At 56.9% G+C, this 14,936-nt stretch carries 13 protein-coding genes; 11 read left to right on the forward strand and 2 right to left on the reverse strand.

What is annotated here, in order from left to right; all coding sequences use genetic code 11:
- Position 1: 1 nt before the first annotated feature.
- Positions 2–781 carry a basic amino acid ABC transporter substrate-binding protein gene (locus BM205_RS11755; protein ID WP_092414680.1) on the reverse strand — a complete coding sequence of 260 codons (780 nt, stop codon included), beginning with the start codon at positions 779–781 and terminating at the stop codon, positions 2–4.
- Positions 782–1,174: 393 nt separating this feature from the next.
- Here BM205_RS11755 and BM205_RS11760 point away from each other — a divergent pair, with 393 nt between their 5' ends.
- The 7 genes from BM205_RS11760 (at position 1,175) to proC (ending at position 9,335) form a co-directional block, all read left to right on the forward strand.
- Positions 1,175–1,945, forward strand: coding sequence for an enoyl-CoA hydratase/isomerase family protein (locus BM205_RS11760; RefSeq protein WP_092414681.1), 771 nt, complete (start codon positions 1,175–1,177; stop codon positions 1,943–1,945).
- A 76-nt stretch (positions 1,946–2,021) separates the two neighbouring features.
- Positions 2,022–3,083, forward strand: coding sequence for an ABC transporter substrate-binding protein (locus BM205_RS11765; RefSeq protein ID WP_092414682.1), 1,062 nt, complete (start codon positions 2,022–2,024; stop codon positions 3,081–3,083).
- Positions 3,084–3,095: 12 nt separating this feature from the next.
- Positions 3,096–4,160 (forward strand): ABC transporter ATP-binding protein, encoded by a 1,065-nt coding sequence (locus BM205_RS11770; protein WP_092414683.1) that lies wholly within the window; start codon positions 3,096–3,098, stop codon positions 4,158–4,160.
- A gap of 14 nt (positions 4,161–4,174) precedes the next feature.
- A complete protein-coding gene (locus BM205_RS11775; protein WP_092414684.1) occupies positions 4,175–5,899 on the forward strand; it encodes an ABC transporter permease subunit in 1,725 nt (574 codons plus the stop codon).
- Between the two features lie 59 nt (positions 5,900–5,958).
- On the forward strand, positions 5,959–7,500 hold the full coding sequence (locus BM205_RS11780; RefSeq protein ID WP_092414706.1) for an AMP-binding protein: 1,542 nt from the start codon (positions 5,959–5,961) through the stop codon (positions 7,498–7,500).
- Positions 7,501–7,628: 128 nt separating this feature from the next.
- Positions 7,629–8,510 carry an IclR family transcriptional regulator gene (locus BM205_RS11785; protein WP_371326481.1) on the forward strand — a complete coding sequence of 294 codons (882 nt, stop codon included), beginning with the start codon at positions 7,629–7,631 and terminating at the stop codon, positions 8,508–8,510.
- A 3-nt stretch (positions 8,511–8,513) separates the two neighbouring features.
- Positions 8,514–9,335, forward strand: coding sequence for a pyrroline-5-carboxylate reductase (proC, locus tag BM205_RS11790; protein WP_092414685.1), 822 nt, complete (start codon positions 8,514–8,516; stop codon positions 9,333–9,335).
- Positions 9,336–9,351: 16 nt separating this feature from the next.
- On the opposite strand, the gene BM205_RS11795 is transcribed toward proC, so the two are convergent.
- Positions 9,352–10,425 (reverse strand): substrate-binding domain-containing protein, encoded by a 1,074-nt coding sequence (locus BM205_RS11795; RefSeq protein ID WP_092414686.1) that lies wholly within the window; start codon positions 10,423–10,425, stop codon positions 9,352–9,354.
- Between the two features lie 165 nt (positions 10,426–10,590).
- Here BM205_RS11795 and BM205_RS11800 point away from each other — a divergent pair, with 165 nt between their 5' ends.
- The 4 genes from BM205_RS11800 to BM205_RS11815 form a co-directional block, all read left to right on the forward strand.
- Complete coding sequence (locus BM205_RS11800; RefSeq protein ID WP_092414687.1) at positions 10,591–12,228, forward strand: OFA family MFS transporter; 1,638 nt, start codon at positions 10,591–10,593, stop codon at positions 12,226–12,228.
- 174 nt (positions 12,229–12,402) lie between these two features.
- The gene (locus tag BM205_RS11805) at positions 12,403–12,918 is read left to right on the forward strand and encodes a formate dehydrogenase subunit gamma (RefSeq protein ID WP_092414708.1); all 516 of its coding nucleotides are present in this window, start codon (positions 12,403–12,405) and stop codon (positions 12,916–12,918) included.
- Positions 12,915–14,471 (forward strand): formate dehydrogenase beta subunit, encoded by a 1,557-nt coding sequence (locus BM205_RS11810; RefSeq protein ID WP_092414688.1) that lies wholly within the window; start codon positions 12,915–12,917, stop codon positions 14,469–14,471. Before BM205_RS11805 ends, BM205_RS11810 begins: the two co-directional genes overlap by 4 nt.
- Before the next feature lie 51 nt (positions 14,472–14,522).
- The coding region (locus BM205_RS11815) for a 2Fe-2S iron-sulfur cluster-binding protein (protein ID WP_139227250.1) at positions 14,523–14,936 on the forward strand (414 nt) is incomplete at its 3' end.

A 14,936-nucleotide genomic window follows, 5' to 3' on the forward strand; every position in this document is an offset into this window, starting at 1 on the left:
CTTATTTGGACGATTCAGCAAAATACTTGGCGTAGATCTTGTCGTAAGTGCCGTCGGCCTTGATTGCCGCCAGTCCCTTGTTTACCTTGGCCAGCAACTCGGCGTTGCCCTTCTTGACCGCGATGCCGTAATACTCTTTAGGGAATGCCGCATCGGTGATGAAGCGGAAGCCTTCGGACGGGTTGTTCTTGATGTAGTTCTTGATCACGCCGTTGTCGGATACGACCGCTTCGACGCCGCCACCTTCCAGCTCTTTCATGACTAGGGTCGCCGATTCCAGGCGCTTGATGTTGGGATTACTCTTGCCCAATTCCTTTTGCACGATGTCATCGCCGGTGGTAGCGCTTTGCACGCCCACCTTCATGTTCTTCAAATCGGCAAACTTCGTGACTGTGGAATTTTTCGGCACAACGATCAATTGATTGGCTTCGAAGTAGGGTTCGGAGAAATCGACTGTCTGCTTGCGTTCATCGGTAATCGTGATTGCCGATGCCAGCAGATCGCGGTCGCCTTGCGCCAGGAAATTGAAAATGCCTTCGAACGGTGTGTTGACGAACTTGATCTTGAAACCACCCTTGTCGGCGATTGCATTCATTACATCGACATCAAAGCCGACGATTTCCTTTTGTTCGTTCTGGTACTCGAACGGCGCAAAAGTCGCTTCGGCGCCGACCAGGTAGACAGTCTGCCCAGGCGCTGCCGCCGTTTTCGGTTCCTGCTTGCCGCAAGCTGCCAACGACAGCGCGAGTACGCACAGGCCCAGATTGAAAATGCGTTTCATTGAATATCTCCAGTAAAAATGGGTAATGTGTTCCAGTTCACATCGACGACGAAAACCAGTTTTCAAGAGTAGCCGCCACGTCTGCCTTCTCATTGGAAAATAGTTGTTAAGTTATCAATGCTGTGTGGGATAAGCCGCTATTTTAGATTCATCTATGTAAATAACAATGATTTATATAGATGCGTTGCCAAACTCCAAAAGCTCTTCACCCGCATCTTGCATCAACCTCGCACCAAAACAGAATATCCACATGCTGCGGCGCACAGTTTTAGCGCGCTAATACGCCACTTTCCCCCATGTAAGAACCTCTTGTGCCATGCGCATAGACAGGCATGTATATTGCATTGATACTTTGTATCGCAATAAAACATTAGTTATTACATAGGAATAGTTATGACAAAACATATCATTTTGGAAACCAATGGAAACGTTGGCGTGGTCACCTTGAACCGCCCTGAAAAACTCAACGCCTGGAATACCGAGATGCGTAATGAGATCATCGCTGCGTTGAAGGATTTCAATGCCGATGCGGCCATTGGCGCCATCGTCATGACAGGCACCGGCGACCGCGCATTTTGTGCCGGACAGGATCTGGAAGAAGCGCATGGCTTCGACCCGGCACGCGTCAACGAGTGGATGAGTGAATGGGAAAACTACTATGCCGTGCTGCGCGGTTTGTCGAAGCCGTTGGTCGTTGCGCTTAACGGCACCGCTGCCGGCTCCGCATTCCAGGTCGCGCTGCTGGGCGACATCCGCGTCGGTCACGCCGGGTCGCGCATGGGCCAGCCCGAAATAAATGCCGGCATTCCGAGCGTGACCGGTCCGTGGATCATGAAGCAGATGCTGGGCTTGTCGCGCACGATAGAACTGACGCTGACCGGCCGCATGATGGAAGCGGAAGAGTGCCATCGGATCGGCTTGATCCATCATCTGGTCGCCGCCGATCAAGTCATGCCGAAAGCGATGGAGATTGCCCGTGATCTGGCAGCCAAGCCGCCGGTAGCGATGCGCCTGGACAAGCAGCGTTTCTGCGAAATGTCCGAATCCGGTTTTCACGAAGCCATCAGCGCCGGCCGCCGGATCCAGGTGGAGGCCTACAGTACGGGCGAGCCGGCACGCATGATGGAAGAGTTTTTCCGTAAACGCGGACGCAGCATCGCGTAATCAGCCTTCCGCAGAAGGTTGTCCCAATGAACGTCTTCGCGCTTTTATCTACGTTTCTATCGCATAGGGAGGTTGTATGAAAAACCGTTTCGATACCACACGCCGTGGCGTGCTGAAGCTTGCCGGAGGGCTGGCTGTCGCTGGCGCATTCCCGGCAACAGTGTTCGGCCAGAATAAACAGATCGTAGTCGCCGATCCCGGCGGTCCTTACACCGCAGCATATCGGAAGGCCTTTTACGACCCGTTTGAAAAAGCGACCGGTATCCGCGTCATCAATGTGGCGCGCGAGGCGCAACCGGTGGCGCAGTTGACGGCGATGGTGAAGACGAAGAATTTCGTGTGGGACGTCACAACCCTGACTGTGGCACAGGATATTCCTATCCTGGAAGAGGCAGGTTTGCTTGAACCGCTGGGATTGAAAGTTGGCGATTTTTCGAACATGCTGGCGGAATCGGTAGCACCTAATTTCATGGGTGTCGACGTTTATTCGACTGTGCTGGCGTATCGCACTGACAAGTACGGAAAAAATCCACCGTCCAGCTGGGCCGATTTCTGGAACGTCGAGAAATTTCCGGGGCGCCGCTCATTGCGCCGCAACGCTATCGACACGTTGGAGCAAGCCTTGATGGCCGATGGCGTCCCCATCGATAAACTCTATCCGCTGGATCTGGACCGGGCGTTCAAGAGTCTCGATCGCATCAAGCCGCACATTGCGGTGTGGTGGACCAGCGGCGCGCAGGCGATGCAGCTGATTCAATCCGGCGAGGTCGACATGATCTCGACCTGGAATGCGCGTGCGCAAACCGCCATTGAAGGTGGCGCACCAGTCGCCATCGTCTGGAACCAGGGTCTGTATTCTATCGAGGGCTGGGGCGTGCCGAAGGGAACGCCACGCGCCGAAGAAGCCAAGGCATTCGTCAAGTTCTGCGCCGATGCCGCGCGCCAGGCGGCCTTTACCGACACATTGGCATACGGCCCGACAAATCTCAATGCCTATCAAAACATTCCAGCCAAGCGCGCCGCGATTTTGCCGACTTCTGCAGCCAACCTGAAACTCATGCGCGCGCCCAGCGCGCAGTGGTGGCACAAGAACCGCAATCTGGCATCGGATCGATTCAACGCATGGTTACTTTCATAAGCGGGTAGGAAAATGGTCGCCAGATTAGAAACAATTGGACTTAGCAAGCGCTATCAGGACGTCACCGCGCTGTCGCCCACCGATTTGCAGGTTCAGGATGGAGAATTCCTGACCCTGCTCGGACCTTCAGGTTCCGGCAAGACCACGCTGCTGCAGATCATCGCAGGGCTGGTCGAGCCGAGCGACGGCAAGTTGCTGATCGATGGTAAGGATGCCACCCGCAAGGCTGCGGGTGAGCGGGGCATTGGCATGGTGTTTCAAAGCTATGCTTTGTTCCCTCACATGACTGTATGGGACAACGTCGCCTATCCTTTGCGCATGCGCAAAGAGGGACGGGCGGCGATGGATGCCGCTGTGAAGGATGCGTTGGAAATGGTGCAGATGGGCGCTTACGCGCATCGTCTTCCGCGTGAATTGTCCGGCGGCCAGCAACAGCGTATTGCGCTGGCGCGCTGCTTCGTGTACAAGCCATCGGTGATCCTGCTGGACGAACCGCTGGGCGCGCTGGACAAGAAATTACGCGAGCACATGCAATCCGAAATCCGTCGCCTGCACAAGGACTTGGGAGCTACCTTCATTTACGTCACCCATGATCAGGAGGAGGCGCTCAACCTGTCCGATCGCATCTGTTTGATGAATCAGTCGAAGATAGAGCAGATAGGCACGCCGCAAGCCATGTACGACCAGCCGGCCACCGTGTTTTCGGCACAATTCATCGGCTACTCGAACTTGCTGGAAGGAACGCTGGAGCAAGGCGCCACGGGACTCGATACCTTGCGCAACGGCCGTTTCTCATTACCTGTGATACCGCAAGATGCCAGCCAGACGGCCACCAGGACGCTGGTCGTGAGACCGGAAAATGCGCGTCTGGCGAACCCCGAATCAGCTTATCTGCGCGGTCGCGTCGACGAAGTCGTGTTTGCCGGATCCGATATCCGCGTACTCATCGACATCGGCGAAGCGGAGCCGTTCCTGCTGCGTTGCGGCCGCCGCGAAGCGCCCCTCGTTGGCGATATCGTTGGCGTCAGCTGGCAGCGCGAATTGAGCACCGTCTTGACCACAGCCGTTGCCGTCTGACAGGAGTCGCCATCATGTTCAATTCCTCAAGCCGCAAGCTGATCAAGGCCATGTTGCCGGCGCTGCCGTCTATCGTATTCCTGCTATGTTTTTTTTGCGTGCCGGTCTACGAGATCTTGCAAACCGGCGCCTACAACGCCGATGGCCACCTGAGTCTGGAGCAGTTCCGTCGTATCAGCGGCGATATTGTGTATGCGAAGGTATTGTGGACCACCTTCAAGATATCGCTGCTGACTGCGCTGTTTGCAGTCGGACTCGGTTTTCCGGTCGCCTATTTCCTGAGCCAGATCAGCGACCGCCGTCGCGGCAAATGGATGATCTGGCTGCTGATCCCGTTCTGGACCAGTTATCTGGTGAAGACTTTTGCCTGGATCCTGGTGTTGTCTAAAACCGGCGTGCTGGCCTCGATCGCCATGGGGCTTGGCCTGGTCGATGATCCGCAAGCCCTGGCGCCGTCCTTGAGCGGGGTGATGATAGGCATGGTGCATGCGATGCTGCCGCTGGCGGTGATGAACATGTTGCCAATCATGCGCGGCGTTAATGCGCAATTACTGCAGGCTGCGGAAACACTTGGCGCCAATCGCACAGTTGCCTTTTTTTCGGTGTTCCTGCCGCTGGCGGCGCCGGGCATGGCTGCCGCCGGCCTGCTGGTATTTATCACCAGCCTTGGGTTCTTTATTTTGCCGGCGTTGCTCGGCACGCCGCAGGAAACCATGATCGCGCAGCTGGTGATTTCGGCGATTAACGAATTATTCAATTTGCCGTTTGCCGCCGCCTTGTCGACGGTCTTGCTGGTTTGTGCGATTGCCGTATTTATCTTGTACGACAAGCTGGTTGGTTTGTCTTCGTTGAGCGGCGAGTCGCGGTCGGCGGTACGCAACAAGAATTTACCTGGCATGAACGGTTTCCTGATCGTCGCCGGCAGAACATTGGGACGCGCTCATGCCGCACTGGGACCGATAAGCGCCAGTGTTCGCGGCCTTAAAATATATACGGTGGTGCTGATCGCATTGTTGTCGCTGCCGATTCTGGTGGTACTGCCAATTGCGTTCACCGATTCTCCGTTCCTGGCCTTCCCGCCCAAGGGTTTCAGCTTGCGCTGGTTCTCGTCGTTCATGTTCTCTCCGGTATGGCAATCGGCATTGCTGCGATCGTTCGGCGTGGCCGTGGTAACTGCGGTTGCCGCCACCGCTCTGGGCCTGGGGGCTGCACTGTCGCTGACGCGCTTGCCGGCTACCTGGACCAAACCCATGTTCGCGGTTTTCCTGGCGCCGCTGATCGTGCCGCGCATCGTGATCGCGGTCGGCTTGTTCTATCTGTTCGCCCGTCTCGGGCTGGTCGGCACTAATCTCGGTCTGGCGATCGGCCATACCGTGTTGGCGATTCCTTATGTGGTCGTGACAATGGTGGCGGCGCTCAAGCGTTTCGACTGGCGTCTCGACGATGCCGGCCGCATCCTCGGGGCATCGGCATTTGCGCGGCTGCGCACGATACAGCTGCCCATGATGATAGGTAGCGTGGTGGCAGCATTGCAGATAGCTTTCATCATTTCGTTTGACGAATTGACGATTGCCATTTTTGTCAGCGGCGGCCTGACCAATACCTTGCCGAAGCAAATGTGGGATGACATGACTTTGCAAGTCAATCCGACGCTGGCCGCGGTATCACTGGTCATGGTGGTGGTGATTGCGGTGCTGGTGTTGATCCCGACCTTCTTCAAGCGCGCCGAGCAGGCGTGAAGTCCTGCGCCATTGCGATGCTAATCAAGACAAATCAAGACATCAATCAAGATACTAATATGCACAATTATTCCGATTATTTCCCTGTCCGTTCACCTCGCGACAATCTCGACGTCGTGCCGCTGCTGCACGATGGCCTGATGCAGAAGGGACCACGGACGCTGCTCGATTTTAATGGTACCCGGACATCGTTCGACGACATGGCAAAACGCGTCGGCACGATGCAAGTCTGGTTGGACGCCAAAGGTATCCAACGCGGCGATCGGGTGGCGTTGATGTTGGAAAACGGCCTCGATCATATCGCGTTGATCTATGCGTTGATGCTGAGCGGCGTGGTGTGGGTGCCGGTCAATACGCGTCTGAAAGGACCCGGTATCGAGTATCTGCTCGGCCATTGCAAACCAACGTTATTCATCGCGCAACGTGAGTTTTCCGAGGTCTTGTCCGTGTTGCCGGAATTGCTGCCCCTCCTGGTCTGGCTTGAGGAGGTGCAGCTGACGGTGCAACAGATGCCAGCCGCAGGCCGGCCGCTGCATGCGGCATCGGTCAAGGCCGACGATACCTTATGCCTGATCTATACCTCCGGCACTACCGGTGCGCCGAAGGGAGTGGTGTTCACCCATCGCATGATGCGGATTGCCAGCGAAGCGACCTTGATCGTTTCCGGCGCCGGCGCGGGCGACCGCATGTTCGTCTGGGAACCGCTGTGCCATATCGGTGGTGCGCAGATGATGCTGGTGCCGTTTCTGCAACAAGTGGAATTGCACATAGTCGAACGTTTTTCGGCGAGCCGCTTCTGGCAACAGATAGAAACCTCGCAGGCTACCCATTTGCACTATCTGGGCGGGATACTGGACATCCTGATGCAGCTGCCGCAGCAACCCGCCAGTCATACCCTGCGCGTGGCATGGGGCGCCGGCGTATCGGTAAAGGCATGGGATGCCGTGATCGCGCAGTTGCAACTGGATCTGCGCGAATGTTATGGCATGACTGAGGGATCCAGCTTCACCACCGTCAATACCAGCTGCAAGCCGGGTTCCATCGGCCGCACACTGCCCTGGCTTAAGGTGGAACTGCTGGACGACCATGATCAACCGGTAGCCAGCGGCGATATCGGGCAGATCGTGGTATCGAGCGCGATTGACGGCACCTTTTTGCCACAATACCTGGACAATCCGGAAGCAAGCGCGGCTGCGGTTCGGAACGGAAAACTGTATACGGGAGATTCTGCGCGCATGGATCCGGAAGGGGATTTGTATTTTGTCGGTCGTCGTACCGATAGCATGCGGGTACGAGGAGAAAACGTCTCGGCATGGGAAATCGAGCGGGTTTTTGTTACCCATCCAGCGGTGGCTGCGGCGGCTGCCATTGGCATCGACAGCGCTATCGGCGAACAGGAAATCATGCTGTATGTGCAATTCAAGCCTGGCTCCGACGTCTTGTTCAACGAATTGGCGCAATGGGCAGAGTCCATGCTTGCCAGCTACCAGATGCCACGCTATTTTCTGAAAATCGAAGCGTTCGAATTGACGTTGAGCGAGCGTATTAAAAAACATTTTCTGCCGCGTGGCGTCGAATTGGCATGGGACCGCCGTGCTTAGTCGCCGTCAGTCGTTCTCGACAAACAACGGTCTGATATTCCAGATAGCGCAAAAAACCAATGAGCGGCGATAATAGATCCTTTCCTCAACCAAAAGGCCGGTCTGCCATGCAGACGGCGATTCACCCTATGAGCGCAGACGCAGGCAAGGCTGTCGGACCACGTAAGAAAAAAGCAGGCAAAGAACCGGTATCGGCATCGGCAAAAGACGGCGTCAGTCCCGACGTTGAAGTCGCCGTTGCCAGTGCCATGGATTCGCCGCTATACGTGAATTCGGTAGAAAAGGGGATGCGGGTCCTGATGGCGTTCGATGGCCAGCAGCGCCAACTTTCACTGTCGCAAATTGCTGCGCTCACCGGCTTCGATCTCAGCGCGGCGCAACGCTTCACCTACACGCTGACAGTCCTGGGCTACCTGAACAAGGACGAAGAAAGCCGTAAATACGAGCTGTCGCCCAAATTGCTCGATTTCGCCTATCACTATCTGTCATCCAGCGAGTTGGTCACCCGGGCGACACCCTATCTGCAGCAGCTGAGCCAGGAAACCGAGGAAACCACCAACCTGACAATACTTGACGGCACCGATGTGGTTTTCGTTCAACGTATCGTCAGCCGTCACGTCCTGAATCCGACCGTGGTCACCGGCACGCGCATCCCGGCGTATTGCACCGCGTCCGGACTGGCATTGCTGTCAACCATGAGCGATGCAGAAGTCGATGTGATATTGGGCGCATCCGAACTACGGCAACATACCCCGTTCACGGTCGTCGATCCGAAAAAAATCAAACTGCGGCTGGCTACCTTCCGCGAGCAGGGATATGCCCATATCAAGGAAGAGTATTTCCTCGGTGACGTATCCACCGCGGCCGCAGTCAAGGATGCCCGCGGCCGCGGTATCGGCGCCGTCAACGTTGCAGTTACAAAAGCGCGCTGGGGCGCCGATAGCGATGAAGGCCGCTACGCCAATCTGGTGATGTCTGCGGCTCGTGCAATTTCAGTACAAAGGAAGTAAACGATGACTACGCGGCGGCAGCCCAACATTACTTTCATCGGCGGCGGCAATATGGCGGCCGCCTTGATCAACGGACTCGTGAATCGTTTTACAGTCGCGGCAAATATCCGCGTCATCGACGTCAATCCGCAGACCTTGCAGCAGTTGTCACAGCGGTTTGGCGTGACGGTTGACTGTAGTGTCGCCGAGGCCGTTGCGGACTGCGATATCCTCATCCTGGCAGTCAAGCCGCAGCAAATAGCCCCGGTGTTGCAGGATATCGCCGCGCAACTCAAGCATCAGTTGGTGATTTCCATTGCTGCCGGTATTCGCACCGCGGAATTGTCTGCCGGCCTGCAGGGCTATGCGGCGATAGTGCGCGCCATGCCGAATATGCCGGCGTTGATCGGGCGCGGCATGACCGGCATGTTTGCCATGCCGGGGGTGAGCGCAGAGCAACGGCTGCATGCCGATACAGTAATGGGCGCCGTCGGCAAAACTTTGTGGCTGCAAGCAGAACAGTCGCTGGATGCAGTCACCGGCGTCTCTGGCAGCGGTCCGGCTTTTGTTTTTCATTTTATAGAAGCGCTGGAAAATGCCGCCCTGGAAGTCGGGCTGAATGCCGCGGAGAGCAAATTGCTAGCGTTGGAAACCGTCGCCGGCGCTGCCCAACTGGCGTTGCAATCGGATGATGGGGTGACGCTATTGCGTGAACGGGTTACGTCGAAAGGCGGAACGACATTCGCCGGCTTGAACAGTTTGCAGCAGGATGATTTCTGCGCGGTGATTGGCCGAGCGGTTAAGGCCGCAACCAACCGTAGCCGGGAACTGGGCGATACTTGCTGATCAGGATCGCCAGATCCTAGTGTGCAGCGAATGCTTCCGACAGCGACAAGATTTCGCCAGTGGCGCTGCCATCGTAGCCGCTGATCTGATCGACAATTGCGCGAAACGAGGTTGACTGCAAGATGCCGATCACTTGCTGCATCAGCGGATCGCTCATGGCGCTGCAGGATATGGCAAAGAAATAACGCTCACGCACCAGCGGGATGAAATCCAGGCCGAAGCGCTGGGCCGCGGTCTGTACGCCGAAACCGACATCGGCCATGCCGCTGGCGATAAAGGCGGCAATTGCGGAGTGGGTGAATTCGGCGGTTTCGAAACCGTCGATGGCGGTGGGCGACAACGCTTGCCTGGACAGCATCAGTTCCAGCAGCATGCGGGTGCCGGAACCCGGCTGGCGGTTGACGAACAGCACGCCCGCGCGGCTCAGGTCGGACAAGCCGGCGATGTTTTTCGGATTACCCGGCGCCACCATCAAGCCTTGGTTACGTACCGCCAGGTGAATCAGGCAATGTTTGTTTTTATCCAGCCACTGGCGGTAGCTGGCTACCGATGCTTCTTCGAATTCTCCCAGCGGCACGTGAAAGCCGGCCAGGTCGCATTCCTGCCTTGCCAGCGCCGCAACCGCATCGGCGCTATTGCGATAACGCAGTTCCACCGGCAGGCGCCGTTCATTCAGCTGATTCAGCAATGCCGCAACGGCAAAGCCGTGGCTGGCGTTCAGTCGGATCATCGGCGGCCCGCAGCTTACCGTTTTGCTCAGCTCGCCTTCCAGTTCGGACGCCAGTGTCTCCAGTGTCGGCGACAAACGCGCCGCGATGCGGCGATCAGCCCAGATCAATTTTTCTGCAAGCGGCAACAGGCGGCTGCCGCGCCCGCGCCCGGTTTCTACCAGTGGATGGCCGAACATGCGTTCGGCATCGCGCAGCAAGCCCCAGGCATGACGGTAAGAGCCGCCCGTCTGTTTGGCGGCGTTGGCGATCGAACCGGTTTCCTGGATCGCCGTAAGCAATGTCAATAAAACAGCAGTATCCAGTGGCGACTCTGCATCGCGCGAAATTTCCCAATGCGGCTTTATTTTGACTCTATACATTATGCAAAATATAGCCTATTGAGCAGGCCATCTACTAATGATATTTTGTATATCTATAGGAGATATACAGAGGAAATATAAGGAAACAAAATATTTCTCAAATAAAACTATATGTAAGTAATTACCTATGGTACATATAAGCTTTTTTTATTTCCAGGGGGGAATGTGGGATTTTTAGATAAAGAACGGACCATTGCAGGTCCAGGCTTCAACCGTTGGCTGGTGCCGCCCGCGGCGTTGGCAATCCACCTTTGTATTGGCATGGCTTATGGCTTTTCCGTGTTCTGGCTGCCGCTGTCGAAAGCGGTCGGCATCAAGGAATCGGTGGTCTGCGCAAAGGACATGAGTTTCTTTGCTGAAATATTCGCAAGTAATTGCGACTGGAAGATTTCAATGCTGGGCTGGATCTTCACCATGTTCTTCGTTTTGCTCGGAACATCCGCGGCAATCTGGGGCGGCTGGCTGGAACACGTCGGTCCGCGCAAGGCCGGTTTTGTGGCCGCCGTGTGCTGGTGCGGAGGCTTGCTGATTTCGGCGCTCGGGGTTTATCAGCATCAGATATGGCTGATCTGGCTAGGCTCCGGATTGATTGGCGGGGTCGGTCTCGGGCTGGGTTATATCTCGCCGGTGTCGACGCTGATCAAATGGTTTCCGGACCGCCGCGGTATGGCGACCGGCATGGCGATCATGGGCTTCGGCGGCGGTGCGCTGATCGGCAGTCCGCTGGCAGACAAGCTGATGAAGCATTTCGCTAGCGACGTCTCGGTCGGCGTCTGGCAGACTTTTGTCGTGATGGCCCTGATCTACTTCGTCTTCATGATGGCTGGCGCTTTCGGTTACCGGATTCCGCCTAGCGGCTGGAAACCGGCCGGATGGACTCCGCCTGTCGCCAGTGGCAACGCCATGATTACCCAGCACCATGTACATGTCAGCAAGGTCTGGGGCATCCCGCAGTTCTGGCTGGTGTGGCTGGTGTTGTGTCTGAACGTCTCGGCCGGTATCGGCGTGATCGGCATGGCGTCACCTATGTTGCAGGAAATGTTCGGCGGCCATCTGTTGGGTGTCAGCGCCAAGTTTACCGAATTGTCGATTGAGCAAAAAAGTGCGATTGCAGCGATTGCCGCCGGTTTTACCGGCTTGATCAGCTTGTTCAACATTGGCGGCCGTTTCGTCTGGGCCACATGCTCCGACTACATCGGACGCAAGATGACTTACGTCGTGTTCTTTGTGCTCGGCTTTGTGCTGTATGTAAGCTTGCCTTGGTCCGGTGCGGCCGGCAGCGTAGCGCTGTTCGTTGCTGCGGTGTGTCTGATTCTGTCGATGTATGGCGGTGGTTTTGCGACGGTGCCAGCCTATCTGGCTGACTTGTTCGGCACCCAGATGGTAGGTGCGATCCATGGCCGTTTGCTGACTGCCTGGGCGACTGCCGGGATTCTGGGGCCGGTGGTAGTGAACTACATGCGCGAATATCAACTCTCGCTTGGTATCCCACGTGAAGCGGTCTACAACACCACGATGTACATCCTGGCCGGCATGCTGGTAGTTGGCCTGCTGTGCAACCTGATGATCAGGCCGGTCGCTGAAAAGTATTTCATGACGCCGGAAGAACTGGCGCGCGAGAAACAACTGGCGCATGAGCAGGCTTCCGCCAGCGGCGAAGCGGTGCTGGCGCCTGAAGTGATGGCGACCATCGGCAACGGCGGTAACCCGGCGGTGCTGTGGGCTTCGTGGGCGGCGGTGATCATTCCTTTGGTTTGGGGGATTTCGATTACCCTGCAGAAATCTGCAGTATTGTTTAAGTAATAGAGTGAAGTTGTGAAGCAGGGCGGGCACCCGTGCCCACCCTGCGATTGATCAGTGTAGTACAGGATTCAAGACGCACCGTTGTGCGCCGATCAAGGTGCTGTAGCTATAACAAGAACATCCATTCTGCGCACCTTTTGTAGTACCGAATACCGGTAGGAGACTGTCGTGAAGATGCAAAGCTCTCAAGTGTCGCAAGTATCACAAGTTGTACCTTCGGACCCATCTGTTGATCTGGACCAGGTCAAATCCATTATTCAAGAATACCAGGCCATGCCCGGCGCCATGCTGCCGGTCTTGCATGCCATCCAGGACGCGCTCGGCTACGTACCGGCATCGGTAGTGCCGTTGATCGCGGACCAGTTGAATCTGTCGCGTGCCGAAGTGCATGGCGTAATCAGCTTCTACCACCATTTCCGCCAGCAACCCGCAGGGCGCCACATAGTTCAGCTGTGCCGGGCCGAAGCCTGCCAGGCGGTAGGCGCAGAAGCGCTTGCCGCGCACGCCAAGGCGGCGCTGGGCTGCGATTTCCATGGCACCAGCAGTGATGGCCAGTTCACGCTGGAACCGGTGTATTGCCTCGGTCAATGCGCTTGCGGCCCGAACATGCAGATCGATGACGATCTGTATGCACGCGTCAGCAACGACAAATTCAACAAGCTGGTGCATGCCAAGCGAGGTGCGCAATGAGTACTGCTGGTATTACTGTTTACGTACCGCGCGACTCTACCGCGCTAGCGCTGGGAGCCAACGAGGTTGCGGCGGCAATCGTTGCCGAAGCAGGTAAGCGCGGCCAGGAAATTACCTTGGTACGCAACGGTTCACGCGGCATGTTCTGGCTGGAGCCGTTGGTGGAGGTGCTTACTGCCGCCGGACGCATCGGCTACGGACCGGTGGAGCCGGACGATGTGGCGGGACTGTTCGATGCCGGTTTCCTGGCTGGCGGCCAGCATCGTCATGCCTTGGGGCTGGTCGAAGAAATTCCTTATTTGAAAAAGCAAGAGCGCCTGACCTTCGCCCGCGTCGGCATCACCGATCCGCTGTCGCTGGAGGATTATCTTGCGCATGAAGGCTATGCCGGCTTGCGGCGCGCCTTGACTCTGTCCAGCGCAGAGGTGGTGCAGGAAGTTCTGGAGTCCGGCCTGCGCGGCCGTGGCGGCGCGGCTTTCCCGACCGGTATCAAATGGAAGACGGTGGCCGATACCCAGGCAGCGCAAAAATATATAGTCTGCAACGCCGACGAAGGCGATTCCGGTACGTTCTCGGACCGCATGGTGATGGAAGACGATCCGTTCATGCTGATCGAAGGCATGACGATTGCAGCGCTGGCGGTTGGTGCGACCCGGGGCTACATCTATGTCCGCTCGGAATATCCACATGCGATCGTGGCGCTGAACCAGGCAATCGTCACGGCAAACAGCCAGAATTATCTGGGCGAGAATATTCTCGGTTCGCCCCATTCCTTCCATCTGGAAGTTCGTAAAGGCGCCGGCGCTTACATCTGCGGTGAAGAAACCGCATTGCTGGAAAGCCTGGAAGGCAAGCGTGGCGTGGTGCGCGCCAAGCCGCCGCTGCCGGCCATCGAAGGATTGTTCGGCAAGCCGACCGTCATCAATAACGTGATCTCGCTGGCCTCGGTGCCGATCATCCTGGCGCGAGGCGCCGCCTTCTATAAAAATTACGGCATGGGACGTTCGCTCGGCACCTTGCCGATGCAACTGGCAGGCAATATCAAATACGGCGGCCTGGTGGAGAAGGCGTTCGGCGTCACACTGCGCGAAATGCTGCTCGACTTTGGCGGCGGCACTGCCAGCGGCAAGTCGATACGCGCAGTGCAAGTCGGCGGCCCGTTGGGACCGTATTTGCCGGAGTCGCTGTTCGATACCAAGCTCGATTACGAAGCCTTCGCCGCTGTCGGCGGCATGCTGGGGCATGGCGGCATCGTGGTGTTCGACGATAGCGTCGATATGGCCAAACAGGCGCGATACGCGATGGAATTCTGCGCAGTTGAATCCTGCGGGAAATGTACGCCTTGCCGCATCGGCTCCACCCGTGGCGTCGAGGTGATCGACAAGATTGCCGCCGGCCAGGTGCATGAAATACATCTGCTACGGGATCTGTGCGACACCATGATCAACGGCTCCTTGTGTGCAATGGGTAGCATGACGCCATTGCCGGTGCTGTCGGCCCTTGATCATTTCCCCGAAGATTTTGCCAGCAGCGCTGCCGACAAGGCCGCCTGATAGTTTGCTCGACTAACACCACCCACGTTCCATTGGGACCAGGAGTATGTGATGAATCAGCTTAATGAACTTGACTACGGTACACCGGCCAAGCAATCCGAGAAATCAGTGGTACTGGAAATCGACGGCGTCAGCGTCGACGTGCCGGCCGGCACCTCGGTCATGCGTGCGGCCATGGATGCCGGCATCAGCGTGCCCAAGCTGTGCGCTACCGACAGTCTTGAGCCTTTCGGTTCTTGCCGTTTGTGTCTGGTGGAAATCGAGGGGCGCAGAGGTTATCCGGCGTCTTGCACCACACCGTGCGAACCTGGCATGAAGGTCAAGACCCAGACCCCGAAGCTGGCCGATATCCGGCGCGGCGTGATGGAGTTGTACATCTCCGACCATCCGCTCGATTGCCTCACTTGTCCCACTAACGGCAATTGCGAATTGCAGGATATGGCGGGTGTGACCGGTTTGCGTGAA

This window comes from Collimonas sp. OK307, assembly GCF_900113705.1.
Classification (GTDB): Bacteria; Pseudomonadota; Gammaproteobacteria; order Burkholderiales; family Burkholderiaceae_D; genus Collimonas.